At 69.7% G+C, this 23,785-nt stretch carries 25 protein-coding genes; 10 read left to right on the top strand and 15 right to left on the bottom strand.

Features of this window, described 5'->3' with window-relative positions; genetic code table 11:
* Nucleotides 1–24: 24 nt before the first annotated feature.
* Nucleotides 25–1,161: an EamA family transporter gene (locus DAT35_RS15080; RefSeq protein ID WP_158501705.1), complete on the bottom strand. Its 1,137-nt coding sequence runs from the start codon at nucleotides 1,159–1,161 to the stop codon at nucleotides 25–27.
* Between the two features lie 199 nt (nucleotides 1,162–1,360).
* Here DAT35_RS15080 and DAT35_RS15075 point away from each other — a divergent pair, with 199 nt between their 5' ends.
* Complete coding sequence (locus tag DAT35_RS15075) at nucleotides 1,361–2,800, top strand: PLP-dependent aminotransferase family protein (RefSeq protein WP_369945699.1); 1,440 nt, start codon at nucleotides 1,361–1,363, stop codon at nucleotides 2,798–2,800.
* Nucleotides 2,801–2,833: 33 nt separating this feature from the next.
* A complete protein-coding gene (locus DAT35_RS15070) occupies nucleotides 2,834–3,283 on the top strand; it encodes a hypothetical protein (protein ID WP_108067680.1) in 450 nt (149 codons plus the stop codon).
* 9 nt (nucleotides 3,284–3,292) lie between these two features.
* Here DAT35_RS15070 and DAT35_RS15065 read toward each other — a convergent pair whose 3' ends face one another.
* Nucleotides 3,293–4,396, bottom strand: a complete 1,104-nt coding sequence (locus DAT35_RS15065; protein WP_108067679.1) for an MBL fold metallo-hydrolase — start codon at nucleotides 4,394–4,396, stop codon at nucleotides 3,293–3,295.
* A 64-nt stretch (nucleotides 4,397–4,460) separates the two neighbouring features.
* Nucleotides 4,461–5,087 (bottom strand): energy transducer TonB, encoded by a 627-nt coding sequence (locus DAT35_RS15060; RefSeq protein WP_108067678.1) that lies wholly within the window; start codon nucleotides 5,085–5,087, stop codon nucleotides 4,461–4,463.
* A gap of 138 nt (nucleotides 5,088–5,225) precedes the next feature.
* On the opposite strand from DAT35_RS15060, the gene DAT35_RS58150 reads away from it, so the two are divergent.
* Nucleotides 5,226–5,687: a hypothetical protein gene (locus DAT35_RS58150; RefSeq protein WP_146209720.1), complete on the top strand. Its 462-nt coding sequence runs from the start codon at nucleotides 5,226–5,228 to the stop codon at nucleotides 5,685–5,687.
* A 3-nt stretch (nucleotides 5,688–5,690) separates the two neighbouring features.
* Here DAT35_RS58150 and DAT35_RS15050 read toward each other — a convergent pair whose 3' ends face one another.
* A complete protein-coding gene (locus tag DAT35_RS15050; RefSeq protein ID WP_108067898.1) occupies nucleotides 5,691–7,400 on the bottom strand; it encodes a hypothetical protein in 1,710 nt (569 codons plus the stop codon).
* A gap of 350 nt (nucleotides 7,401–7,750) precedes the next feature.
* On the opposite strand from DAT35_RS15050, the gene DAT35_RS15045 reads away from it, so the two are divergent.
* On the top strand, nucleotides 7,751–8,185 hold the full coding sequence (locus DAT35_RS15045; protein ID WP_108067897.1) for a thioesterase family protein: 435 nt from the start codon (nucleotides 7,751–7,753) through the stop codon (nucleotides 8,183–8,185).
* Nucleotides 8,186–8,203: 18 nt separating this feature from the next.
* Here the strand turns inward: DAT35_RS15045 and DAT35_RS15040 are convergent, their stop codons facing one another.
* Together DAT35_RS15040 and DAT35_RS15035 are read right to left on the bottom strand one after the other, a co-directional pair.
* Nucleotides 8,204–9,121: a hypothetical protein gene (locus DAT35_RS15040; RefSeq protein WP_108067676.1), complete on the bottom strand. Its 918-nt coding sequence runs from the start codon at nucleotides 9,119–9,121 to the stop codon at nucleotides 8,204–8,206.
* 342 nt (nucleotides 9,122–9,463) lie between these two features.
* Nucleotides 9,464–10,489: a hypothetical protein gene (locus DAT35_RS15035; RefSeq protein ID WP_108067675.1), complete on the bottom strand. Its 1,026-nt coding sequence runs from the start codon at nucleotides 10,487–10,489 to the stop codon at nucleotides 9,464–9,466.
* A gap of 106 nt (nucleotides 10,490–10,595) precedes the next feature.
* Between DAT35_RS15035 and DAT35_RS15030 the strand changes: the two genes are divergently transcribed.
* Nucleotides 10,596–10,997, top strand: coding sequence for a DUF962 domain-containing protein (locus tag DAT35_RS15030; RefSeq protein ID WP_108067674.1), 402 nt, complete (start codon nucleotides 10,596–10,598; stop codon nucleotides 10,995–10,997).
* A gap of 153 nt (nucleotides 10,998–11,150) precedes the next feature.
* Nucleotides 11,151–11,873, top strand: coding sequence for a hypothetical protein (locus DAT35_RS15025; RefSeq protein WP_108067673.1), 723 nt, complete (start codon nucleotides 11,151–11,153; stop codon nucleotides 11,871–11,873).
* 7 nt (nucleotides 11,874–11,880) lie between these two features.
* Here DAT35_RS15025 and DAT35_RS15020 read toward each other — a convergent pair whose 3' ends face one another.
* From DAT35_RS15020 to DAT35_RS15010, 3 genes are read right to left on the bottom strand one after another with little or no spacing between them, the layout of a single operon-like run.
* The gene (locus DAT35_RS15020; protein WP_108067672.1) at nucleotides 11,881–12,120 is read right to left on the bottom strand and encodes a 4-oxalocrotonate tautomerase family protein; all 240 of its coding nucleotides are present in this window, start codon (nucleotides 12,118–12,120) and stop codon (nucleotides 11,881–11,883) included.
* A gap of 23 nt (nucleotides 12,121–12,143) precedes the next feature.
* Nucleotides 12,144–12,857, bottom strand: coding sequence for an SDR family NAD(P)-dependent oxidoreductase (locus DAT35_RS15015; RefSeq protein WP_108067671.1), 714 nt, complete (start codon nucleotides 12,855–12,857; stop codon nucleotides 12,144–12,146).
* Between the two features lie 33 nt (nucleotides 12,858–12,890).
* Complete coding sequence (locus DAT35_RS15010) at nucleotides 12,891–13,787, bottom strand: alpha/beta fold hydrolase (RefSeq protein ID WP_108067670.1); 897 nt, start codon at nucleotides 13,785–13,787, stop codon at nucleotides 12,891–12,893.
* Between the two features lie 136 nt (nucleotides 13,788–13,923).
* On the opposite strand from DAT35_RS15010, the gene DAT35_RS15005 reads away from it, so the two are divergent.
* On the top strand, nucleotides 13,924–14,838 hold the full coding sequence (locus DAT35_RS15005) for a LysR family transcriptional regulator (RefSeq protein ID WP_108067669.1): 915 nt from the start codon (nucleotides 13,924–13,926) through the stop codon (nucleotides 14,836–14,838).
* A gap of 70 nt (nucleotides 14,839–14,908) precedes the next feature.
* Nucleotides 14,909–16,540 carry a Sapep family Mn(2+)-dependent dipeptidase gene (locus DAT35_RS15000; protein WP_108067668.1) on the top strand — a complete coding sequence of 544 codons (1,632 nt, stop codon included), beginning with the start codon at nucleotides 14,909–14,911 and terminating at the stop codon, nucleotides 16,538–16,540.
* 21 nt (nucleotides 16,541–16,561) lie between these two features.
* On the opposite strand, the gene DAT35_RS14995 is transcribed toward DAT35_RS15000, so the two are convergent.
* Nucleotides 16,562–18,640, bottom strand: a complete 2,079-nt coding sequence (locus DAT35_RS14995) for an ATP-binding protein (protein WP_108067667.1) — start codon at nucleotides 18,638–18,640, stop codon at nucleotides 16,562–16,564.
* Nucleotides 18,641–18,888: 248 nt separating this feature from the next.
* Here DAT35_RS14995 and DAT35_RS14990 point away from each other — a divergent pair, with 248 nt between their 5' ends.
* The gene (locus tag DAT35_RS14990; protein ID WP_108067666.1) at nucleotides 18,889–19,851 is read left to right on the top strand and encodes an ornithine cyclodeaminase family protein; all 963 of its coding nucleotides are present in this window, start codon (nucleotides 18,889–18,891) and stop codon (nucleotides 19,849–19,851) included.
* A gap of 27 nt (nucleotides 19,852–19,878) precedes the next feature.
* Here DAT35_RS14990 and DAT35_RS14985 read toward each other — a convergent pair whose 3' ends face one another.
* Nucleotides 19,879–20,136 (bottom strand): hypothetical protein, encoded by a 258-nt coding sequence (locus DAT35_RS14985; RefSeq protein ID WP_108067665.1) that lies wholly within the window; start codon nucleotides 20,134–20,136, stop codon nucleotides 19,879–19,881.
* Nucleotides 20,137–20,351: 215 nt separating this feature from the next.
* Here DAT35_RS14985 and DAT35_RS14980 point away from each other — a divergent pair, with 215 nt between their 5' ends.
* Nucleotides 20,352–20,627: a YgaP-like transmembrane domain gene (locus DAT35_RS14980; protein WP_233261486.1), complete on the top strand. Its 276-nt coding sequence runs from the start codon at nucleotides 20,352–20,354 to the stop codon at nucleotides 20,625–20,627.
* Here the strand turns inward: DAT35_RS14980 and DAT35_RS14975 are convergent.
* The 4 genes from DAT35_RS14975 to DAT35_RS14960 form a co-directional block, all read right to left on the bottom strand.
* Complete coding sequence (locus DAT35_RS14975; protein ID WP_108067663.1) at nucleotides 20,624–21,352, bottom strand: hypothetical protein; 729 nt, start codon at nucleotides 21,350–21,352, stop codon at nucleotides 20,624–20,626. The genes DAT35_RS14980 and DAT35_RS14975 overlap by 4 nt on opposite strands.
* 78 nt (nucleotides 21,353–21,430) lie before the next feature.
* Nucleotides 21,431–22,348 carry an NmrA/HSCARG family protein gene (locus DAT35_RS14970; RefSeq protein WP_108067662.1) on the bottom strand — a complete coding sequence of 306 codons (918 nt, stop codon included), beginning with the start codon at nucleotides 22,346–22,348 and terminating at the stop codon, nucleotides 21,431–21,433.
* Nucleotides 22,349–22,415: 67 nt separating this feature from the next.
* Nucleotides 22,416–22,982, bottom strand: coding sequence for a hypothetical protein (locus DAT35_RS14965; protein WP_108067661.1), 567 nt, complete (start codon nucleotides 22,980–22,982; stop codon nucleotides 22,416–22,418).
* A 150-nt stretch (nucleotides 22,983–23,132) separates the two neighbouring features.
* Nucleotides 23,133–23,540 carry a DUF2203 domain-containing protein gene (locus DAT35_RS14960; RefSeq protein ID WP_108067660.1) on the bottom strand — a complete coding sequence of 136 codons (408 nt, stop codon included), beginning with the start codon at nucleotides 23,538–23,540 and terminating at the stop codon, nucleotides 23,133–23,135.
* Between the last annotated feature and the right edge of the window lie 245 nt (nucleotides 23,541–23,785).

Here is a 23,785-nt window from a genome sequence, read left to right as displayed (position 1 = left end):
AGTTTTCGCGCCGGGCCCTCGCGCTCAGCTCACGCGCCGCACGCGGCTGCGCACGCTGGTGAGCACGCACAGCATCACCAGCACGGCCGCGCCGAGTGTGCCGCGCCCCACCGGCTCGCCGAGCAGCAATGCGCACCACACCAGGGTGAGCAGCGGCTGGGCGAGCTGGAGCTGGCTGATGCGCGCCACGCCGCCGAGCGCCAGTCCCCGGTACCAGGCGAAGAAGCCGAGGAACATGCTCACCACCGAGACGTAGCCCATGCCGAGCCATGCGCGGGGGCTCGCCGAGAGCATTCCGGGCTCCACGGAGAGCGCCACCACGGGCGCGAGGAAGGGTGCCGCGAGCACCAGCGCCCAGCAGATGACGCGCCAGCTGCCCAGCTCGCGCGAGAGTGCCCCGCCCTCGGCGTAGCCCACCCCGGCCGCGGCCACGGCGAGCAGCACCAGCGTATCCCCCGCCGTGGGCTTCCCCGCGCCCTGCGCCAGCGCGAAGCCCAGCACGCTGCCGAGCCCCGCCAGCGCGGACAGCCAGAAGCCCCACGAGGGACGCTCACGCGCCCGGAAGACGGCGGCCACGGCGGTGGCCGCGGGCAGCAGTCCCACCAGCACCGCGCCGTGCGAGGCGGGCATGTGGCGCAGCGCCAGCGAGGACAGCAGGGGGAAGCCCACCACCACGCCCGCGGCCACCAGCGCGAGCCGGGGCCAGTGACGGCGCTCGGGGAGCTTCTCGCGGCGCACGGCCAGCACCAGCCCCGCGAGCACCGCCGCCACCAGTGCGCGGCCCAGGCCCACCACGGTGCTGCCCAGCTCGGGCACGGCCACCCGGGTGGCGGGCATGGTGAGGCTGAAGGCCGTCACCCCCATCGCGCCGAGCAGCAGTCCCTCCAGCAGTTGCGAGGACTCGGGCTCCGGCGTGGGGGCGAAGCACAGCCGTGCCGGACGCAGGGCCTGCACCACCACCCTCCCGTGTCCCTCCACCTGGAGCGCGTCCCCGGGCTTCAACACGTGGTCCTCGCCATCCCCCTCGCGGGTGAGCCACACGGAGCCCTCGCAGCAGGAGAGCATCAGCCCTCCCATGCGGGGCTGGTACGTCCACAGCGCTCCCTGTGCGAGCGCCAGGCCCGCCGGCTCCTCTCCGGCTAGGGGCTTCTTCCAGGCCATGTCTTCTCCACCTCCTCTTGCCCGCTCAACATGCGCCTGACGCGGCGAGGAGAACAGATTCAGCGAGGTGCGTTTGTAACCGGTACAGTTCATCCCGGGTGAACTGTGCTGGTCCTCGCGGGGGCCAGCTGTGCCTGGGCCGGGGGGAGCCACCCCCGTTAAAGCAGGAAGTGGCCCGGAGCCAGGAGTGGAGGGCGCGATGAGACAGATGAGCGCGGCGCACACGTCGAAGCTGTACGAGCAGGTGGCCGAGCGGCTGGAGGAGGCCATGGCCTCGGGCACGCTGCGGGCGGGGGACCGGTTGCCCTCGGTGCGCCAGCTCAGCGCGAGCGAGCGGGTGAGTGTGTCCACGGTGCTCCAGGCCTATGTGCACCTGGAGTCGATGGGGCTCATCGAGACGCGGCCCCAGTCCGGACACTACGTGCGCCGCCGCGAGCGCCCCCTGCCCGGCGAGCCCCAGGTGTCCCAGCCCGCGGCCTCGGCTTCTCCGGTGAGCGTGGGCGCACTCGTGTCCCGGGTGTACCGCGCGGTGGGCGATCCGCGCATCATCCCCCTCGGCGCCTCGCTTCCCTCTCCGGAGCTGCTGCCCGTGCGGCGGCTCCACCGCGAGCTGACGCTCCAGGCCCGCGAGGCCAGCGACGTGGCCATCGACTACGACATGCCGCCGGGGTGCCTGGAGATGCGGCAGCAGGTGGCGCGCCGCTCGCTGGACTGGGGTTGCCCGCTCGCGCCGGAGGACTTCGTGATGACGTGCGGGGCCTCGGAGGCGGTGCACCTGAGCCTGTTCGCGGTGGCGCGCCCGGGCGACACCGTGGCCATCGAGTCCCCCGCCTACTACGGCACGCTGCAGGCCATCGAAGCGCAGGGGCTGCGCGCGCTGGAGATTCCCAGCCACCCGCGCCACGGCCTGGAGCTCGACGCGCTGGAGGCCGCGCTGAACAAGCGCAAGGTGGCCGCGGTGCTGGTGGTGCCCAGCTTCAGCAACCCGCTGGGCAGCTGCATGCCGGAGGAGAACCGCCAGCGGTTGGTGGAGATGCTCGCCGCCCGGGGCATCCCCCTCATCGAGGATGACATCTACGGGGACCTGCACTTCGGCCCCGAGCGTCCGAGGCCCGCGAAGGCCCACGACACGGAGGGCCTGGTGCTGCTGTGCGGCTCGTTCTCCAAGACGCTGGCGCCGGGCTATCGGGTGGGCTGGGTGGCGCCGGGGCGCTTCCGGGAGAAGGTGGAGTTGCTCAAGTTCGCACAGTCGGTGGCTGTGCCCACGCTGCCCCAGCTCGCCATCACCGCTTTTCTTCGCAATGGGGGATATGACAGGCATCTGCGCTCGCTGCGCCGGCAGCTCGCCTCACAGGTGCAGCGGGTGGTGGAGGCCATCGGCGAGCTCTTCCCGGAGGGCACCCGCGTGACGCGGCCCCAGGGCGGTCTGCTGCTCTGGGTGGAGCTGCCGCGCAAGGTGGACGCGCTGGTGCTGCACGAGCGGGCGCTCGCGGCGGGCATCAGCATCGCGCCCGGTCCCATCTTCTCCGCGCAGAAGCGCTATGGGAATTTCATCCGCATGAGCTGCGGCTTTCCGTGGTCCCCTCGGCTGGAGGGCGCGCTGGCCACCCTGGGAAGCCTCGCGCGCAGCCTCGCTTAGGAAGATCCTCGCTGCCATACTGTCCGTTCCTCCATGCTCTCCAAATCCTTCGCGAATGGAACCAGGACGTGGACCGCCCCCGGCGGAGAGCTGCGTTTCTGGAGGCCCGCTCCCTATGTCCTCGTGTTGAGGTTTCGCGGGTCCCTGTTCGACATCGAGTTCGCGCGGATCGCCGTGATGGCCATCAACGAGGTCGTCTTCAGCTGCCCGGACAAGGTGGACATCTTCCACGACTGGGAGGCGATGGAGCTCTACACCAGCGACGCCCGCGCCGAGCTGACGGAGCTGGGCCTGCGGCTCGTGACGCGGCTCAACTCGCTCAGCGTGTTGACGGGCTCGAACCTCGTCGAGATGGGCGTGACGATGGCCGGCATCAAGCTGGGCGGCATCCGCATGTTCAACACCCGGGCGGACTTCGAGCAGGCCGTGCGCTACGCCGTGGAGTCCCGGGGCGGCACGTACATGCCGCTCCCTCCGGAGTGAGGCGGAGCGTCAGCCCGCGGAGCCCACCGCGTCCGCCGCGGGGCTCTCGGGCACGCGGGCGGTGCGGACGGTGCGCCACCACGGCTCCACACTCTCCACCCGCGACGGCTCCACCGGTGCGCCCAGCCTCGGCATCACGAGCCGTACCCCCTGCTCCCCTCCGAGCCGCAGGAGCGTCTCCGCGGGCTCGTCCCAGGCGTGGATGGCGAGGTTGAACGTGCCCCAGTGCACCGGCAGGAACGCGCCGCCTCCGAGCAGCGCCAGCGCCTCGAGCGCGTTCTCCGGCCCGAGGTGGATGTCACCCCACGCCGGGTGGAACGCGCCGACCTCCAGCATCACCAGGTCGAACGGCCCGAGCCTCTGGCGGATGTCGCCGTACTCCGGCGTGAGCCCCGTGTCGCCGCTGAAGAAGACCTTGTGCTTCGGACTCTCGAGGACGAAAGACGACCAGAGCGTGCGGTTGCGGTCTCCCAGGCCCCGGCCGGAGAAGTGTTGCGAGGGCGCGGCGGTGATGCGCAGCTCTCCCCGGGGGAGCGTGGCGGACTCCCACCAGTCCAGCTCGGTGATGCGCTCGGGCGGGATGCCCCACGCCTCCAGGTGCGCGCCCACGCCCAGCGACGTGTAGAAGGGCACGTCCGTGCGCGCCAGCTCGAGGATGGTCGGGTAGTCGAGGTGGTCGTAGTGGTCGTGTGAGACGATGACCGCGTCCAGGGGCGGCAGTTGCGAGAGTGTCACCGGCACCGGATGGAAGCGCTTGGGGCCCGCGAGCGACCACGGCGAGACGCGCTCGCCCCAGACGGGGTCCGTGAGCACGCGCAGTCCGTCCACCTCGAGCAGCACCGTCGAGTGTCCGAGCCACGTCGCGCGCAGCCCCGTGTCCACCGGCCGGGCCCACGTCGCGAGCGGGCTCTCGAGCGGCAGCGGCGCGGGCGGCGTCCGGTCCTGACCGCCGAGCAGGAACTCGCTCATCGTCGAGAACGTGGTGCCGGGCTTGAGCCCGGGGCTCACCGGCGTGGTGTTCTTGAAGACCCCGTCCAGGAAACGGGGCGAATGGCGCATGCGCTCCAGGCGCGCGCCGTGGGCCTTTCCACCGAAGACGGAACCCTTGGGCATGGCCCGGGTTTAACGCCGCTCCGTCCCTCGTGCCAGCCGGTACGCCCGGAAGCGAGCGGCCCACTCACCCCGTGGGGATGCGCACCACGAAGGTGTAGTCCACGTCCAGCGGCTTGCCCTGGGCCATCACCGGCGTGACGCGCCAGGTGGACAGCGCCTCGAGCAGCTCCTGCTCCATGTAGGGCAGGCCATTGAGCAACCGGCAGTTCGTCACCCGCCCCTCGCGCGTCACCACGCAGCGCACCAGCGCCGTCCCCCGCACGCGCTCGGCCTCGGCCTGCGCGGTGAGCTGCGGATCCCTCCCGCTCAGCCGCTGGGGGCGTGTCATCCCCCCGGGCTCGAAGGGAATGGGCTCGGAGGCGCCGAGCGACGCCGACGCCCCTTCCTGCGGCCTCCTCGGCTCGGGCGTCCTCGCCGACACGAGCGTCTTCGTCTCGGGCTTCTTCGCCTCGGGGGCGGGCCGGGGCGTGGTGCGTTTGGCGGCCTTGGGCTTCTCCGCTTTGACGACCGTGGCTGGAGCTGGCTCCGGCTCGGGCGCCGGAGCGGGCGCGGCGACGGGCTCGGGCGTGGTCATCGGGGAGGTAGCCACCCGTGTGGTCGTGGCACACCCGGTACCACCCAGGACTGCGCACGCGGCCAGCAGCCAGACGAGGGTAAAGCGGGGATTCTCGGAGTGGAGCCAGCCAGTCATGCGGCAATTTTACATCAAAACCGGCCAGCTTGCTTCCCAGACTGTCTGATCCACACCGTGCCCCAGGCGAGCGGGAGGTGGAGAGAGGTGGGATTCGGAGCGGGGCCGGGTGTTATCCAGAGAGAGAGGAGGTGGCCCATGGCGCTGCGAGAAGACATCCCCTTGTTCCAGCTCGAGGACGAGAACGGACACCCGCGAGGGACGCGAGACGCGTGGCAGCGGAGGGAGATGCTGGTGGCGCTGCTGCACGCCAATTGTGATGCCTGCCAGGGGCTGCACCGCGAGCTGAGGGCGAGGGCGCCGGGGTGGCGGCAGGAGGAGGTCGAGGCCATCTCGGTGGTGATGCCCGGCCGGCCCGGAGAGCCGCTGCTGCCGGGGGCGCTGGCGGACCCGGAGGGCACGGTGACGTGGAAGCTGGCGGAGCGCTTCGGGCGGGTGCCGGGGACGGCGGTGCTGGCGGTGGCCAGCCGCTTCGGCGAGCTCTACCGGGTACTGGACGTGCACGGCCGGCCCACGGAGGAGGTGCTCGGCGAGGCGCTGGAGTGGTTGGACCTGGCGCAGCGCCAGTGCGGCGAGTGCTCCGCGCCGCTGTGGGACTGAGCCTTAGCTCCGGTGGGGCGTCACGTGCACCGGGGGCTCGATGAGCTCGGGGTCGGTGGCCTTGGGGTCATCGGGGTCGTAGGCGGGAGCGTAGGGGCCGGCCTTCGTCTCCTTCCACTTGCGAGGCACGCGCCGCAGGCCCACGGGGAACACGGTGAGTTGCCCGTCCGGGCCGATGCGCAGCCGCAGGAAGTTCTTCCAGTCGGGGATGGCCAGGGAGATGAAGGCCTCGTTCGAGTGGGCGCCGAAGCCGTTGACGCTCACCGTCAGGTACAGGCCCATGATGAAGGGCCCGACGAGGAAGCCGCCCACGAAGGTGAGGAGGGAGCCCATGAGGAACTTGGCCCACACGTGCTTCCAGCCCGCGGCGCATAGGACGACCCCGGGGACCAGCCCCGAGTTGTTGTGGGCGACTTCCTGGCAGATGCCCATCACGCTGATGGTGAAGTACATCGAGCCCCAGGCCACGAGGAACGCGGCGAGGATGTGCGCCAGTCCGTGCAGTCCGCCGGCCAGCAGGCGCCAGCGCCCGAAGGCCTTGTCCGCCATCCCCATCAGCCCGCCGATCGTGGCCAGCCCCAGGGTCAGCGACCACGGGCGGGTCACCACGGAAGAGGCCACCGCGCTGACGGCGTCCTGCATCTTGTCGAGCCCGAAGGCGCCGATCTCCGTGTACGTCGCCAGCGCGAGCAGCAGGTAGAGCGCGCCCGTCATCAGCCCGAAGAGGGGGCTGTGGCGGATGAGGAGGAGGTTCTGGCGCGCCAGCTTCCGGGACGTCTTCTCGTCCGGGTAGGCCTTCTTCTGCACGTACCCGTCGCGCAGCCGCCGCGCCGCCGGAGCATGGGTGGGGGCGAGGAACGCTCCGCCGCCGCCCGCGGTGATTTTATGCCGGCCCTCGGGGCTCTCGTGTCGCTTGTAGTGGTGCAGGTCTCCCGCGAGGAAGAGGCAGATGCGCCGGCCGAACACCTTCTCCTGGAGGTACTCGAGGTTGTTCTCCAGGTAGCCGCGGCGCCGCTTGGAGGCGGCGGCGAGAATCCACGCGGGCTCGGCGTTGCAGAGGATGATGCGGTCCCCCGGCTCCATGTGCGTGGCCACGTGGCGGAAGTACTCGACCTGGGGCACGTCGATGTCGCTGTTGAGCTGCACGTCCGTGCCGATGAGCCACCAGCCGCGCGGCAGCTTGAGGGCGAAGTAGCTGCGGCTCTGGCGCGTGCGCCGTCCGGCCACCCAGCGGTTGGCGCAGAACAGCCGCATGAAGGCGGCCAGCCCGTCGTACCAGTCATGGTTGCCGGGGATGGCGAACAGGTCCGGGCTGGGCGCCTGGGTGCGGGACATCGCCTCCTCGTAGGGTTGCACCAGGCGCTCCTCGTACATGTCGCGGCTGGCGCCCGGGTACACCTGGTCTCCGCCGAGCACGAGGATGCGTCCGCGCTCGAGCGCGTGGGACTGGCCCTCGGGGTCCTTCATCTCCAGCGAGGGCAATGCCATCAGCCGCGCTATGGCGTAGGTGGAGTTCCACCCGTCGCCGGTGTCCGCCACATAGTCCAACCAGAAGTCCTCGCCGGGGGACTCGTCCGAGTAGTCGAAGTAGTGCGGCTGCGGGCGCACCACGGCCTCGATGAGCCGGTGGTCCGCGCGAGCCCCGAACATGGCGGCCACCAGCGCGTCCAGTCCGGTGCGGATGAGCATGGCCGGGTGCAGCCAGCGCACCATGTCCGCGTGGCGCTCGGGCTTCGTCGCGGTGCCGGTGTCATGGGCGCCGGCGTCGTGGAGGGAGAAGTCGCGGGACTGTTCTTCGCGGGAGCGCTCGTCGTGCGTCTGCGCGGGGTGCGGCTTCTTCGCGGTGCCAGGCTCGTGCGGTGTCACTGGACACGACGGTCTCCCAGCCCCGTGCTCCGGTCAACTCCCCGACCGGAAGAGAACCCGTGAGGTCCGTTGCCGTCCGTGGGATCCGATGGCGAGCGGACCCCGAGGCGCTCCTCCCTTCTGCCGCCCACCAGGCGAGCGGGCGGGCGGGCGATTCCGGTTGCCCCGAGCGGCGGCTCATGGTGCATGACCCCACCATGAACGACTTTCCCATCACCGTGCGCTTCCCCGTGCATTGGGGCGAGATGGATGCGTACGGCCACGTGAACAACGCGCGCTACTTCACCTGGTTCGAGGCGGCCCGCATCGCCTACATGGCGCGGGTGGGGCTGGTGAGCCCCGAGATGCAGAAGCCCGACGGAGGCGTGGGCCCCATCGTCGCGGCGACGAACGCGGAGTACCTGCGCCCCGTCGTCTTCCCGGCGGACGTGGTGGTGGGAGCGCGCGTGTCGCGCATCGGCACCACGAGCCTGAACATGGAGTACGCGGTGGACGATGCCCAGACCGGGGTGCGCTATGCGCGCGGGGGCGCGGTGCTCGTCACCCTGCGCTACCCCACCTACGAGAAGGTGGCCGTGCCCCCGGAGATTCGTGCTGCCATCGAGGCGCTCGAGGGCCGCATCTTCGAGTGAGGTCCCAGCGGCCCGGTGCTACGGCGAGGTCTGGCTGGAAGCGCGAGGGAACGGGACGCACCGCCAGGGCTCCTTGTCAGTCTTGCGATGGCAGGTGAAACCCGGCTCGCAGGAGGAGGGGTCCTCGGGAGCGCAGGGCTTCTGGCACCGGTATTGGTGGCAGACGGTGCCCTCGGGACAGGGGGGCGCGCCCGCGCCGCAGCCCAAGGTGCACTGCATCCACACCGCATCCACGGGCTGTGGGGCTGTTTGGAGCATGCAGAACTGCCCCTGGGGGCAGGGGTTCTGCTGGCAATCCTGTCCATACACCCTGGCGCAGATGGAGGCATGCCTGCCCTCGCTCCCGGTTCCATCCAGGGTGACACAGTGCTGGCCCTCGGCGCAGGTGCGGCCCTCACAGGTGGGCAGGCAGGAGGGTTCATCCTCCGCCCCGTCATGACAGAAGTACCCCTCGGGACAGGAAGCGGGGTCATCCAGTCTGCACGGACGGCCACACCGGCCCTGGCAGAGCAGGCCCTGCTCACATGCGTAATCGTTGGCGGGCGAGTGCTTCATGCATATCTCGCCTTCCTTGCGCATGCCCACCAGCGAGCAGACGCGGATGGGGTCCCCGGAGGTGGTGGTCTGGGTGCGGCAGGTGAAGCCCTCCTGGCATTGCATGTCCGTGACGCACCTGCTGTCCGAGCAGTAGTGGCTCATTGTGTGGGTGCTGAAGAAGCATCGGAGGGGCGGCTCGCAGTCGCCATCCGTCTTGCAGTCATGCCCATAGGTGAGCAGGCTCCGGCGCTCCTCTGGAGAGAGCATGGGGACGGGGACCTTGCCCTGGGCGCGTGGTTCGTTCACACCCTGCCCGAACATGGCGATGTAGAAGAGCCATGCCAGCGGCAGCGTCATGAGCAGGCCCAGCATGGAGGCCAGGAGCGTACGCCATCTCATGTGTTTCTCCTGACTCATGGCATGCCAGGAGGAGAGGGGCGACACTCAGGGGGACAAAGTTGCTGTGCCGTAGGATTGTCTTTCCTCTTGTCAAAAGCTGCACAGACGTCGAGCCACTCTTCACTATCGAGCGCACAGCTCCTCAGTGAGTGGTACTCAATCAGGTCGCGCTCCAGGGCTTGCTCGATGGTGCCTCCCCGGCCCCAGGCATGAGGGCACGCGGTTTCGATTGCGAGCAGCAGCGCCAGCCCCAGCATCCGTCTCGCCATGTCGTCCCCCATAGTGGCCTTCACGGTAGCACGGGGGACGCCACATCGAAGTTGCGCGCTGCGGTGGGTGGCACTACCCGCCCTTGCGAGCGTCCGCTGGGGCGTTGGGGTGGCGCTGCAGCAGCATGCGCAGCTGCGGCTGCCTCCGGACAGCCTCCTGTTTAAGCAGGTGGGCGATGAGCACCGGGGGCGCCGCGCTCCAGCGCGCGATGTTCTGGATGAGCATGGGCGAGCGGTAGGTCCGCCCGCACAACAGTGCCGCCGTCTTGCCGTCCACCGCCAACCCCACCAGCGAGGCCAGCACCCGGCCCTCGGTGTTGAGGATGAGCTCCACGCGCTCCTCGGCGGGCGCGGTGTTGAAGCGGGTGCGCATCACCTCGCGAGCCGTGCGCCGGGTGCCCTCGGGCACATCCCGGTCCATCGCCACCTTGTACTGCTCCATCAGGCGGCGGCCGCTCCACAGCCGGCGGAACAGGCTCCCGGGCAACTGTGGGTTGCGCACCAGCCAGCGGCGCACCCCGGCGTCCGATGCGAAGGCCGCTCGGCCACAGAGGGCCTCCAATCCCACCGGGTTGTGGTGGTGCCGGGCGATGAGCCGCGCATGCGCCAGGCCCACGCGCGTGTTCTCCAGCACGGACTTGATGACCGCGGGCACCGGGTCGAAGCAGAACGCCGACAGCTCCGGATCCTCGGCGGCCCGGGCCATGTGGGCCCGCTCGTCCTCGGGGAGCGGGTGCAACCGCCGCTCGAAGAGCTGCCTCCAGTTGCCCGCGGCGGCCTCGGCCGAGGCGTCCTCCTCGGGAGCCTCTTCCTCCTCGGGGGGAAGTGGCTCCTCGCCCTCGGCGGGCGGGGCGGTCCGGGTGCCGGATGCAGCGGGTGGGGGCACGGACGTGGGGGTGGGAGCGGGTAGCACGGCGCCGTGCTCGACCAGGCGCGCGAGGATGACCTGGATACGCTCGGGAGGGAACCCGGTGAGGGCGGTCAGGTGCCGCACGGGCGTGGCACCGTCCAGCCGCGACAGGACGAAGCCCTCCTCGGGGGTGAGGGGGAGCTTGGCGAGCGCGGCGGAGGGATTGGGCTTGGGTGTCCAGTCGTTCACGGTCCGTCACCCCGGAGCCTACAACCTAGGCCGGATGACACCGGATCGCCAAAGAGACGTCGCAGAGGGTTGACGAATGGGGAGGCTCCGGACGCACAATTCTCCCATGACCGAGCGCATCCCGACCTACGCCGAGTTCTGGCCGTACTACCTCCGTGAGCACTCGCTGCCGATCACCCGTTGGCTGCACTTCGTGGGCACCTCGCTGGCGGTGAGCCTGGGGGTGACCTCGGCGCTGACGGGCAACGTGGCGCTGGTGCCGGCGGCGCTGGTGTCGGGCTACGGCTTCGCCTGGGTGAGCCACTTCACCCTCGAGAAGAACCGCCCGGCGACCTTCAAGTACCCGCTGTGGTCGCTCATCTCCGACTTCCGGATGGCGGGCCTGATGCTGGTGGGCCGGCTGTCCAAGCACCTCGCGCGCGCGGGCGTGAAGGACGAGGACGATCAGTCCGGTGGTCACCTGCGCCCGGTGCCGGTGCCCGTGCGCAGCCGCCGCAACGATCGCTGAGCCGCTGAGCTTCTCCGGGGATTCGTTCCCCCGGGCCGAGGTGGGCATTCTGGGAGCGCGGGCTCCTGGCCGTGCCGCCGCCGGCATGGATTCAGCCATGCCTGACTTCGCCTTCACGGGAGAGGCTTGAGACGCCCTATATTTTGAGGCGTCATGCCGCCACCCATCACGCGCCAGCTCGTCAGACTGGGCAGCGACCTCCGCCTGGAGCCCGTCGTCGAGTTCTCGCCGGTGTTCTATGCCCGCCAGGAGCACCTGTCTCCCGAGGGGTCACTCAAAGAGATGGCTCTGGAATGGCAGCACTATTGGGAGCTGTGCCTCGCGGACTCGGGCCTCCATCTGCAGCCGCTGTTTCCGGGGAGCTGGCTCGTTCCGCTGTCACGTCTCACGGACCCTCACGTCCTGCGCGAGCTGCTCCGGGTACCGTTGCAGTACGTGGACGCTGCGGAGGCGCAGACGGAACCCCTGCTCGAGCGCGTCACCGCGCTCACGGGCGGCCATGCGTTGCTCGATGGCGAGCACGTCGTGCTGACCCCCAGATGCTGCTGCGACCTCGGGTACCTGGTGAGCTGGGAGAATGCCGCGCGCCTGAAGTGCAACGGGTTCTGGATGGGCCACCCCCAGGTGTTCGCCTCCTGGGAGGAACCGTGGCTGGCGCTTTGCGAAGATGAGCCATACTGGGAGGGGGTCTGCCGTGAGTGGCACCTGTCGCCCCTGGTGCTCGGACGAGCGGCCCGTGCGGCCCGGAAGGAGCAGGAGGATTTCGCGCGCAGGCTGGTGCCCCTCCTGTCGGATCGTTTCCCTCCAGGAGAGGCACGTTCCCTCGCGTTTCATCTCGCGGGACTGGACGGGCTCGAGGACCCCGGCGTCTCCTGAGCGGACTTCACCCGGAGCCCTTGGCCGCGGTCTGTCGCCGATAGGCTTCGACAGGCAGTCCGCCGACTCCCCAGTTCTCCATCTCGACCTCATCGATGACCACGAAGGTCGCGGACGGGGGCTTGTTCAGGACTTCGAGCAAGAGGTCGCTCACGCCCTTGATCAGCGCGGCCTTCTGCTCGGGCGTGGCGCTCGCCTGACCGGGCGCGGCGCCCTCTCGGGTAATCTTGATGTTCACGTAAGGCATCGCAATTCTCCTGGTGTGCCGGCTCACCACCGGCCGGCGTGAGCGCCACCGTCGACGTGGAGGATCTCTCCGGTCACGAAGGCCGCGGTCTCGAGGTAGAGCACCGCATCGACGACCTCCCGCACCTCGCCCATGCGCTGCATGGGATGAAGCGTGGCGAGGGCCTCGTGGTTGCTGGCCGGGTGCATGGGGGTCTTGATGATGCCCGGCGACACCGCGTTTACCCGCACTCCCTTGCCGGCGTACTCGATGGCCAGGGACCGGGTGACGGAGTTGAGGCCCCCCTTGGTCAGGGCGGGGATGGCCGCGGGCACGGAGGCCATCGGCTGTTCAGCCAGGGTCGTCGTGATGTTGACGATGTGCCCGGCGCCCTGCCGCAGCATCTGGGCGGCCGCCTTCTGCGTGACGTGGAAGAACCCGAACAGGTTCAGTGAGACCAGGGCCATCAGATCGTCCTGGGAGTAGTCGACGAACGGCTTGGAGATGAAGACTCCGGCGTTGTTGACCAGGGTATCGATGCGGCCGAAGCGCTCCAGCGCCGCGCTGACGACGCGCTCCGCGGTGCGCGGTTGGGAGATGTCTCCATCGACCGTCAGGATGTTCGGGGAGGTGCTCGGCTTGATGGACCGGGAATTGGCGACGACGCGGTAGCCGCGCTCGAGGTACCCTTCCACGAGGCCCGCGCCGATTCCCTGGGATGCGCCGGTGATCAGGACGACCTTCTGCTCTGTGCTCATGATGTGTCTCTCTTCTTGAATGAGGGGATGGGGTTACCGGTTGGAAAGCTTGCGGCCGAGGAAGTCGCGCATCAGCGGGATGATCTCGTCGGCCTTGTCCTCGAGCGCGAAGTGCCCGCTGTCGATGAGGTGCAGCTCGGCGTCCGGGAGGTCGCGCTTGAAGGCCCTGGCGCCCTCGGCGGGGAAGATCTTGTCGTTCGCACCCCAGACGATCAGGGTCGGCGGCCGGTACTCGCGGAAGAAGGACTGGAAGCGCGGGTAGAGCTGGACGTTGGTGCGGTAGTCGTAGAAGAGGTCGAGCTGGATTTCGACGTTGCCGGGCCGGTCCAGCAGGGCTTGATCGTGCACCCAGTTGGAGGGATCCACGCGGGAGACGTCCTTGACGCCGTCCAGGTACTGGAACTTCGTGAACTCCAGCCCCATGGTCGGGCGCAGCGCCTCGCGGTGGGCGGCCGAGCCGTCCGCCCAATAGGCCCTCAGCGGATCCCAGAAGGACTGCAGGCCCTCTTCATAGGCGTTGCCGTTCTGCACCACGAGCGCGCTCACCCGCTCCGGGTGCTTCAGCGCCAGGCGGAAGCCGACCGGCGCGCCATAGTCCATGACATACAACGCGTAGCGCTTCGCACCGAGCTGACCCAGCAGTCCATCGACGAGGTCCGCGTACTTCGCGAAGCCGTAGGTGAACTCCTTGCGGTCGGGCATCGCGCTCTGGCCGAACCCCGGGTAGTCGGGGGCGATGACGTGGTAGCGATCCGCCAGCGCGGGGATGAGGTTGCGATACATGTGGGACGAGGTCGGAAAGCCGTGGAGCAGCACGACGACGGGAGCACCCGCGGGACCGGCTTCACGGTAGAAGAGCTCGACTCCATCCACCTGGGCGGTGCGATGGTGCGTGACGGCGGAGTGGGTACGAACGGCAGGGACGGACATGGTGACTCTCCTCGGTCCAGACGCCGGAGGGCGTCGGCGGCGCGGCATCGCGTCGACGTGAGGAGAGATAAGCCGCTGCCCGGGACGACTGAACGTCCACGCGCCAAAAGGAACTCTTTCGCCAGGAGGAAGAATCGTGGATCGGATCGACGCGATGCGCGTGTTCGTGACGGCGGTGGACGAGGGGAGCCTGGCGGGGGCCGGTCGGCGCCTCGGCCGCTCCCCAGCCGCCGTCACCCGGGCCATCGCCTTCCTGGAGGAGCATGTCGGGACGCAGCTCCTGCACCGCACCACGCGCTCCATCCGGCTGAGCGACGCGGGCCAACGTTACGCCGCGGCCTGCCGGCGCGTGCTGACGGAGCTCGAGGACGCGGACATGCTCGCCATTGGTGAGCACGCCGCGCCGCGCGGCATGTTGTCGCTCACCGCCCCCGTCGTCAGCGGGAGACAGATCCTCCGGCCGATCCTCGATGCGTTCCTCGACAGCCAGCCCGCGGTCAAGGCCCAATTGATGCTGCTCGACCGCTGGATGAGTCTGATCGATGAGAGAGTCGACGTGGCGCTCCGGATCGGACATCTGCCGGACTCGAACATGATCGCGATCCGTGTCGGCGAAGTCCGGAAGGTCGTCTGTGCGTCGCCGTCCTATCTCGCCGGCCGGCCACCCATTGTCGAGCCGGGTGACCTCGCCCTCCATCAATGTCTCTCACTGGCGCAGTTCGGAGAGGACTCGTGGAGCTTTCCGCCCGCCGCGAGGAGCACTGCTCCTCGCTCCATCAATTTCGAGCCCCGGTTGGTCGTGAACGGTGTCGACGCCATCATCGAATCGGCGGTCGAGGGCCACGGCGTGACAAGGGTTCTTCTGTACCAGGTGGTCGAGCACGTGAGGAATGGGCGGTTGACGCTGTTGCTGGAGGACGCCGAGCCGCCACCGATGCCCGTCCATCTGATTACGCCCGAGGGACGACTGTCGATCGCCAAGGTCCGCGCTTTCGTCGACTTCGCCGTGCCGCGGCTCAAGGCCGAGTTCGCGCGGTTGGCTCAGCCCTAGCGACTGGAGGGGGGGGCGGGTTCCGGGGGCCCGGGACATCTGTCATCTCCCGGGTGTAAACCGGGGCGCGATGCGAACCCGACTCCTCGCCGCCCTCTGTTTCCTGCTTCCCTCCCTCGCCCTCGCGGGTGATGCCCGCTGCAAGGGCTCGCCCAAGGCCCGTGCCGCCCGCTTCTCCGACAAGGCCCTCAAGGGCAAGTCCCCCGCCGAGCGCTATGCCGAATACGTCAAGGCCTGCGCGCTCGACGAGGTGGTGGACCTCACGAAGTCGCTCGTGCGCTTCAAGACCGTGAGCAGCGAGCCGTCCGCGGTGAAGGGCCCGGAGCTCGCCGCCATGGGCCGCTTCCTGGAGAAGTGGGCACGCGAGCATGGTCTCGGCTTCCGTGCTGTGGGGGACAATGACGTAGTCGAACTGTCCTGGGGCGAGGGCGAGCCGAGGCTGGGGCTCATCTTCCACGGCGACGTCGTCCCCGCGCCCGCGCACGAATGGAAGAAGCCTCCCTTCGAGCCCTACGTCGAGAAGGGCCGCCTGTATGGCCGAGGGGTCGAGGACGACAAGGGCCCGCTTGCCTCCACCCTCGTGGCGCTCGCGCTGGCGAAGGAGCTGGGGCTCAGCCCCCAGCAGGGCAAGGTGCTCGTGGTCATCGGCAACGGTGAGGAGAGCGACTGGCGCGGCATGAGCCAGTACGCCGAGGCGCAGAAGCCGCATCCCACGCACGTCATCTCGGTGGACTCGAACTTCCCGGTGGTGGCCGCGCAGTGCGGCTTCGTCGCGTGGCAGCTCGAGGCCGAGCTCGGGGCTCCGCCCGCACAGCCCACGGCGGGACGGATGCGCGCGGTGGACGTCACCGCCGGCGAGTTCCTCACCCAGGTGCCCGGCGCCGCCGTGCTGAAGCTGGAGCCCGCGGGCCTCGCGCCGGAGAAGGCGCTCGCCGCCGTGAATGAGGCCGTGGCCGCGGTGCGCCAGGCGCGTCCCTCGCTCCAGGCCGAGGTGAAGCAGGAGGGCACCCAGATTGTCCTCTCCACGCATGGCAAGGCGGTGCACGCCTCGGTGGCGGAGGAGGGGTCCAACGCGATGTGGGACCTGGCCGCCGTCGCCGCGAAGCTGCCGCTGGAGCCCAACGGCATCGAGGCCATGCTGCGCGTGGTGGCGAGCCGCTTCGATGGGGACCACTGGGGCGAGAAGCTGGGCGTGGCCTACCAGGATGAGCTGATGGGCCGCCTGCTCGTCGCGCCCACGGTGCTGCGGGTGAAGGATGGCAAGGTGGGCCTGGGCATCAACATGCGCCGGCCCCAGGGCCGGGACGCCGCCGCCTTCAATGCCTCGCTCGACGAGGCCGCGGCCCGGCTCACGCAGGAGACCGGTGGCCGGGTGAAGGAGTTGAAGGAAGTGAAGGGCGGTGAGGGGGGCCGGTACGTGGGGGATCCGCATGTGGCGGACACCTCGGGGCCGCTCGTCACCACGCTGCTCGACATCTACAAGCGGCACCGCAACGTCCCGGATGCGAAGCCCATCTCCGTACGGGGTGGTACCTACGCGCGTCTCTTCCCTCGCGCCGTCGACTTCGGCCCCGCATTCCCTGGCGACCTCTACACGGGCCATGCCCCGGACGAGTCCATCTCGCTCGACAACCTCGACACCACCGCCCGCATGGTCGCCGAGGCCCTCCACTCCTTGGCGCTCACTCCGCCGGCGAAGTAACGGGAATGACATTCATATCTTTCACCAGGGGTCTGTTTTTGATTCGCCACCGGTGATGCCTCGTGGGAGGCGCACCGTGAAGGTGGTTCCCTCTCCCTGAGCGGAGTGCACCTCCACCGAGCCCCCGTGCGCCTGCGCCACCTGCCGGACGATGTAGAGCCCCAGCCCCACGCTGCGGGTGGCCGCCTTGCCGGTGGTGCCGCGCCGGAATGGCTGGAAGAGCATGGCCTGGAGCTCGGGGGGGATGGGCTCTCCCTCATTGTGGACGTGGAGGTACACGTCGCTCCCGGCGTCCCTCACCTCCACGCGTACGGGTGTGTCCGGCCGCCCATGTTGCAAGGCATTGCCCACCAGGTTTCCCACCACCTGCGCCAGCCGGTCCGCGTCCCAGCACCCCACGCCGTCTCCCTGCACGTCCAGCTCCAGCCGGCGGCCCGGGTTGGCCACCTGGAGCTCCTCCAGCGTGCTCCGGCAGATGTCGTGAAGGTTCACCCGCTCGCGGTGCACGGGCAGGCCGCCGCCCATGCTGCTGCGCGCGAAGTCGAGGATGTCGCTGAGCATCCGCGCCATCCGCCCCGCGCTGTTGCGGATGCGCTCCACCGCGCGCTGGGCTCCCGCGCTCAGGTCCTCGGTCCGCTGCAGCAGGAAGGCCGAGGCGGTGATGGCGTTGAGCGGGTTGCGCAGGTCATGCCCCAGCACCGCGATGAGCTGCTCGCGCAGCTCGCCCGAGTGGCGCAGCTCGGCCTCCACCGCCTTCTGCCGGGTGATGTCCACCACCACGCAGCCCAGCCCCAGCACTTCGCCGTTCTCCGCGCGCACCGGGTAGTAGTTGCCCAACCAATGGCGAGGCGGGCCGGTGCCGTCGCGGGGTTTGCTGACGAATTCGTGGTTGGTCACCGGTTGGCCCGTGGCCAGCACCTGCCGCAAGAGGGGCTCGTAGGTGTCGGAAATCCAACCCGGTAGCACCTCGCGCACCGTCTTCCCCAGGTGGAAGGCCACCGGGTGGCCGTTGATCTCCGCCAGGGTCTCGTTGATGCGCAGGTAGCGCAGCTCCCGGTCCACGAAGCCGATGCCCACCGGCGAGGCCTCCAGCAGCGTGTTCAGCAGCGCCAGCGAGCTCTGGGCCTCGGCCCGTGCGAGCCGCTCGCGCTGCGCCAGCTCCGCCTGCACGATGAAGCCGGTGGCGCGGTTGACCATGGCGCGGAAGAGCAGCTTGTCGGACTCGCTGAAGTCATAGACGGTGGTCGAGCTCATGTGCGCCACGCCGACGAGCGTCTCCCCGTGCAGCAGTGGGACGCTGTAGGCCGCGCGGATGCCGAGTCTGCGGATGACGTCGTACGCCAGGTCCGGATGGTTGGACACCGAGCGCAGGGTCAGGGGGCGGCGCTCGGCGGCGACCTTGCCGGTGAGGCCCTCGCCGATGCGCAGGGTATAGTTCGCCGCCATTCCCTCTTCGGCTCCGAGCCCCTCGGCCGCACGGACCCGCAACCGGTCCTCCCCCTCGCGCAGGAGGATGGAGGCCGCGTCCACCGCCACATCCACTTCCATCAACACCTTCAGCAGCTTGGGCAGGAAGGTGTCCACGTCCTCGCTCTCGAGCGCCGCCTGCGACACGCGCTCCAGCGCTTGCAGCATCCGCTCGCGCACCTGGGCGTAGCTGGTGATGGCGTGGATGACGCCCTGGTCGATGGCCTCGTCGAGCAGCTCCAGCTCGGTGAAGGTCGGCCAGTAGTTGTCGCGCTCCAGCCGCCGGAGGATGCAGCTGCGCAGCAGGCCGTACTCCAGGGCCACCTCTCCCGGCTCATATCCCAGCTCCAGCCGTTGCAGGGCGTGCTCGTCGGTGATGGCCTGGAGCTGCTGGGGAGGTTGTTCGCCGTGGGGGTGCTCCACCGCCTCCGCCAGCCGGTCGAGGAACTGGGGCATGTGGTCGCGCAGCAATGCACCGCCCGGGTCCTGCTCCGGGTGGCGCAAGCGCAGGGACTGCTGCCAGTCCGAGAGGATGTCCTCCCGGTGCCGCCGGAGGAAGTCCGCCAGTCGGTGCTGTTCACCCGGCTCCGGTCGCGAGTCCCGGTGCGGTTGAGGTGGATCCTGATCCCCCATGAGCGCGCTCCCTCAAGGCTGCCTCCCGTCGCCAGCCTTGAGACTGCTCATGGCGGAGGGCCGCAGCCTCGTACCAGCGATCCTGGAGAGAGGGGCCGGGAGGCGCCCGGCGAACCCCTCGTCTCGCGGCGGTGCGCCCTGACGCTCCATGCCCCGGCCGTCCCTCCCCGAGGGGCGGGTTCCCGTTCGCTCCACCAAGCTCCGGTCCGTCCACCCGGAAGGGGAGGGAAGGGTTAGGTTGGGAGAAGATGAGCACGCTCCTCCTCAACCGCACCGACGTCATCCGTCACATGACGACTCTCACCCTGCTGTCGGAGATGCGCGACGCCTTTCGCGCGGACTCCGTGCAGCGCACGGTGGAGCCCCAGCGGGCCCGGGCGCCCCTGCATGACAAGGGCACCGCCCTGGTGGTCTTCCCCGGCACCCTGCCCGGCATCCCCGCCTACACCGTGAAGGTCCATGCGAAGTTTCCCGGCCGCACTCCGGCCATCCAGGGCGTGGTGCAGTTGTATGACCTGGAGACGGGCGCGCTGCTGGCGGTGATGAACGCGGCGCACCTCACGGCGCTGCGCACCGGGGTGGTGGGCGCGCTGGCCGCGGACGTGCTCGCCCGGGAGGACGCCGCCCGGGTGGCCCTCATTGGCGCGGGGGCCCTGGCCTCCCTGCAGCTCAAGAGCCTGCGGCTGGTGCGCAGCCTCGAGCACGCGCGGGTCTATGACGTGGACGCGGCGCGGGCCGTGGAGTTCGCCCACCGGATGTACCAGACGCTGAAGCTACCGGTGCGGCCCGCCATGTCGGTGGAGGAGGCGGTGGAGGACGCGGACATCGTCATCACCGCCACGCCCTCGCGCGAGCCCTTCCTCTATCCGGGGATGGTGAGGGGCGGCACGCACATCACCGCGCTGGGCGCGGACGAGCCGGGCAAGGCCGAGGTCTCCGCCGGGCTCTTGCGGCAGTCCACCTTCTTCTGTGACCACCGCACGTTGAACCTCGCCATGGGCGCGCCCGCGGGGGTGGGGCTCGGCGAGGAGTTCATCCACGCGGAGCTGGGCGAGGTGCTGGCCGGCACGAAGCGGGGGCGGAGCGACGCGGGGCAGGTCACCATCTTCGGAGCGGTGGGCCTGCCCTTCCAGGACCTGGTCGCCGCCTGGCACGTCTATCAGGGCGCGCGGACGGACGACTCGGTGCAGCGCGTGGACTTCGAGGTCTGAGCCCCGTCCACGCGCGGGCGCTCCCCCTCAGTGCGTGGTGCGCCGGGCCGGGCGGGGAATCTCCCGGGGGCCGGACAGGAGACTGTCCGGACCATGGTTGAGGTACACCTCGTCCGCGATGACCTCCCGCACGTCATCGAGCGGCACGGAGTAGTCCTTGCGCCAGACGAGCAGCCCCTTCTCGACGATGAGCTCCTCGTCCGTCACCTCGATGACATGACCGAGCTTCTCGCCCCGGTGGGTCCACACCGTCATCCCCTCGTGCAGCTCCGAACGTTCCACCATGTGCTCGCTCCTCTTCCCTCGGAAGGGGCCGAGGGCACCGGCCCCGGAATCCAAGCTAGGGACGTGGAACCCGCCCGGCACCCGGCGAGCGGCCAGGCTCGCGCGGAGGGTTGGCCGGTGCACGCAGGCGGCGAGCGGCCGAGGGACGATGGTGTCGTCTGCCCACGCATGTCCATCTTCCTCGGGCCTGGAGGTGCGTGATGATGGTGGGGTTCATGGCTTCGAGGACGGGACGCTGGACGCGCATGTTGGCGGGCGCGTCCCTGGTGGTGGGGGGGCTGTCCGCGAGCTCCGGCCGGGGCAGGGCGCTGGCGCTGGTGGGGCTGGTGCCCCTGCTGGCCGGAGCGTTCGACGTCTGTCTCTTCGGTCCGCTCTTCGGTCTGCCCCTGAAGGGGGAGGCCATCCGCCGCAAGGTGGGGCTCATCGGCGAGGACTCGCTGCTGCCGCACCCGCCGATGCCACTGACGGAGCGCCCCACGCTGCTGCACTAGCCGGAGTGCACGAAGTGCACGCCGAAGGGGATGGAGACGGTGCCGAACTGCTCTCCGGTGTCCGCGTCCACCAGGCGAGCCTGGAGGGTGACCTGGCCCTCTCTATTGCCCACGTTCTGGAAGTAGAGGAAGCCCGTCACGTTGCCGCCAGGCTTCAACGTGCCCTCGGGCAACGCCTTGCGCACCATGTCCTGGGTGGGCAGCGGCTCCGGAGGAGTCCAGTAGTAGGGCCCGTACCAGCCCGGGTAGCCATACCAGCCCGGCCCCCAGCCCAACCCGCCGTACCAGCCTGGCCCCCACCAGCCCGGGTAGCCATACCCCCACGGGCCGTAGCCCAGGCCTACGCCTACGGACAGCGATGCGTGGCCGTACACGCCCGAGCCTCCCATGGCGAGGCCTTGTTCACGCTGCTGGAAGGGCGAGAGGGCGGAGTATTGGAATCCGGAGCTGCCCTCGAGCACGAACTCCTTCGCCTGGATGCGCAGGGCCCGGCCGCTCTGGTTTTCGATGTGGACCAACACCGGGACGACGATGCTCTCGAGGTCGGAAGGATTGCCGTGCCAGGCGCGCCCATTGGCCAGAAGCAGGACACCATTGGCCTCGGCCTTGGCCGCACCTGAGGGTGTGGTGGGGGCCGACGGAAGGGGTTGCAACGTCGTTTCGGTTACGCAACCCGCGGCGAGCAGCAGCGCCGCGAGCATGGGCCACGAGACATGCGCACGCATGGGGACTCTCCTGCTGAAAAGCTAGGAGTGGGTCCGGACGCGTGCGCGAGGGCGGATGGTGGTTGCCCGGTGGACGGACTAGGTGAGCGAGGGCTCGGCCGCGGTGGGGCCTCGCCAGGGAGGTCCCAGCAGCGTGTCCCAGTCCTGCAGGCGCGCCCAGTCCTCGAAGGTGTGCCAACCCACCTCGGGGTAGTCCCGGCGCAGCCCGGCGATGTCCGCGTGGTAGCCCTCGCGCTGGAACCACTCGAACATGCGCGCCGCGTCCTCGCTTTGCGAGCGGAGGGCTTCCAGGGGAATCTCCTCGTAGCGCGCCTTGTGCCCGCTCACGTAGGAGATGAGGGCGGCGGCCTGCTCGCCCGTCACCTCATCGGAGGCGATCTCGATGCGCCGGCCGAAGAGTTCATCGGGCCACTCCAGCACCCGGGTGCAGAAGGCGGCGATGTCCGCGGTGGGAATCATTTGCAGCCCGCGGTGGCGCGGCAGGGGCATGGCCAGCACGCCCTCGCGCAGCCGCTCGGTGAAGGTGGGCCCGACGAAGTTCTCCATGAAGAAGACGGGGGCCACGATGGTGTAGGGCAGGCTGCTGCGGCGCAGGTGCTCCTCCACCACGAACTTCGTCTCGAAGTGGGGGATGCCGGTGTTCTGGTCCGCGCCGGCCACCGAGGAGTAGACGAAGTGGCGCACGTGGGTGATTTTCGCGGTGTCGATGAGGTGGCGGCCGTGGCGCACTTCGGCCTCGAGGCCGCCCGCGGCGAAGGGGGTGGCCATGGCGTACACGGCATCCACGCCCTGCATGGCGCGCTCGAGGCTGTCCGGGTCGTCGAAGTCTCCCGAGACGAGCTCCGCGCCACGCTCCTCGAGGTCCTTCGCCTGGGGTGAGCCAGGGGAGCGGACGAAGGCGTGCACGCGGTGTCCCCGCTTGAGGAGCAGGCGGGCCAGCGCGCCGCCCTGTTTTCCGGTGGCTCCGGTCACCAGCACGGTCAGGGGTCGGAACATGCGATTCCTCCGGGTGCGACTTTTCCCCAAGGTGGGGATGGACGGTGCGCGGGTCGAGGGTGGCCCTTCAGGGTTGGCGCTTCTTGCCTGGTCCCTTCTTCCCGCCCTTCTGCCTGGCGTTGGACGAACGGCTCGTCCGGGCGGACACCTCGCGGGCCACCCGGAGCACGCCCGACACCGTGTCCCCGGCCAGCTTGCGCGCTCCTACCAAAGGACGGCCCCGGGCGGTTTCCTTGGCGGCCTGCAGCACGCTCGACACCGCCTGCTGCGCCAGCTCCCTCCAGTTCTCGAGTCCGCGCGCGTCCGGCTTGGGGGCCTCGTGGTCCTCCACGTCCTCCTTGTCATGGAGGATGGGCTCCGCGCGGGCCTTCTGGGACGGAGCCTCCGCGCTCCGTGGCTCCTCCTGGAACCCGGCGCCCCCCTGCTGCCGCACGTGCTCCCGCTCCTCGCGGTGCTTGCGGTACAGCTCGGCGGTCCGCGCGTGCTGGCGGCCGTAGTGGAGCTGGCCCTCCTCCGAGGGGGGCACCTGGCCCTTCGCTTCCTCCACTGGAGGCGTCTGCCGGGCGCCGCCGGCGTTCGCCACGGTGGGCTCCGGCTTGTCCGCCATGAAATGATCGAAGCTGTAGGTCCGCATCCTGCCTCCTGGTTCGTCCGCTGTGTCTTTCAGTCACCTGTCGCGAAGGTAGGGAGCGCCCACCGGGACAGGAACCGCAGCAGAAGACGGGCAGGGAAGTGGGGCCCCGGTTGCCAGGAGGCTGGAGCGCGGTGGCCCGGGCGCAGCGGCTCAGCTCAGATAGGAGGGGGCGAAGTCGTGGGCATGGACGATGGGCTGCCGTCCCGCGAAACCCCCGTCGAGCTCGTGCCAGTGCGACACCGCCGGCTCGCCATAGCGCCAGCAGAGGTACACCGGGCGCCCGCCCTTGAGCGCATGGAAGTCCACCAGGCCATCCGCGGCCTTGATTTCAACGCCCAGGTCCTGGAACTGCACCAGCTCGGAGTGGATCCGCTCGAGGATGGCGTCGCGCTCGGCGCGCAGGGGCGCCATGCGCTCCGGTCCGGCGCCGGCGCTCTGGAGTGACTCCAACTCGCGGACGAGGGTGTGGGCGCGGGCCACCCACGGACGCACCTGCTCGAAGGTGCGAGTGAGCAGCGGGATGAGACGGTTGGCCTCTTCCACTCCGAAGTAGCGCATGGCGGCTCCAAGTCTATCGCCTGGGCCCCGCGGACTCAGCGCTTCCCCGTCCGGCGCCGCTCCGGGCCGGGTCGCGGCGCACCTACCGGTCCTTCCGTTGAGCCCTCTTCCCACACGCCAGGTAGGGCCAGGACGTCACTGCAGGTACTCAGAACGCAAACATGACATGGCGGCTGGAGATCGCCGCTGGTGCGTCTGGAAACTTCCAGCAAAGGCTTTTCACTCCGGGGGCGGGGCGCGGATGA

Source organism: Vitiosangium sp. GDMCC 1.1324 (genome assembly GCF_003044305.1).
Taxonomy (GTDB): domain Bacteria; phylum Myxococcota; class Myxococcia; order Myxococcales; family Myxococcaceae; genus Archangium.
The sequence above is the reverse complement of the archived record's forward strand: the minus strand, read 5'-3'. Positions and strand labels throughout refer to the sequence as shown.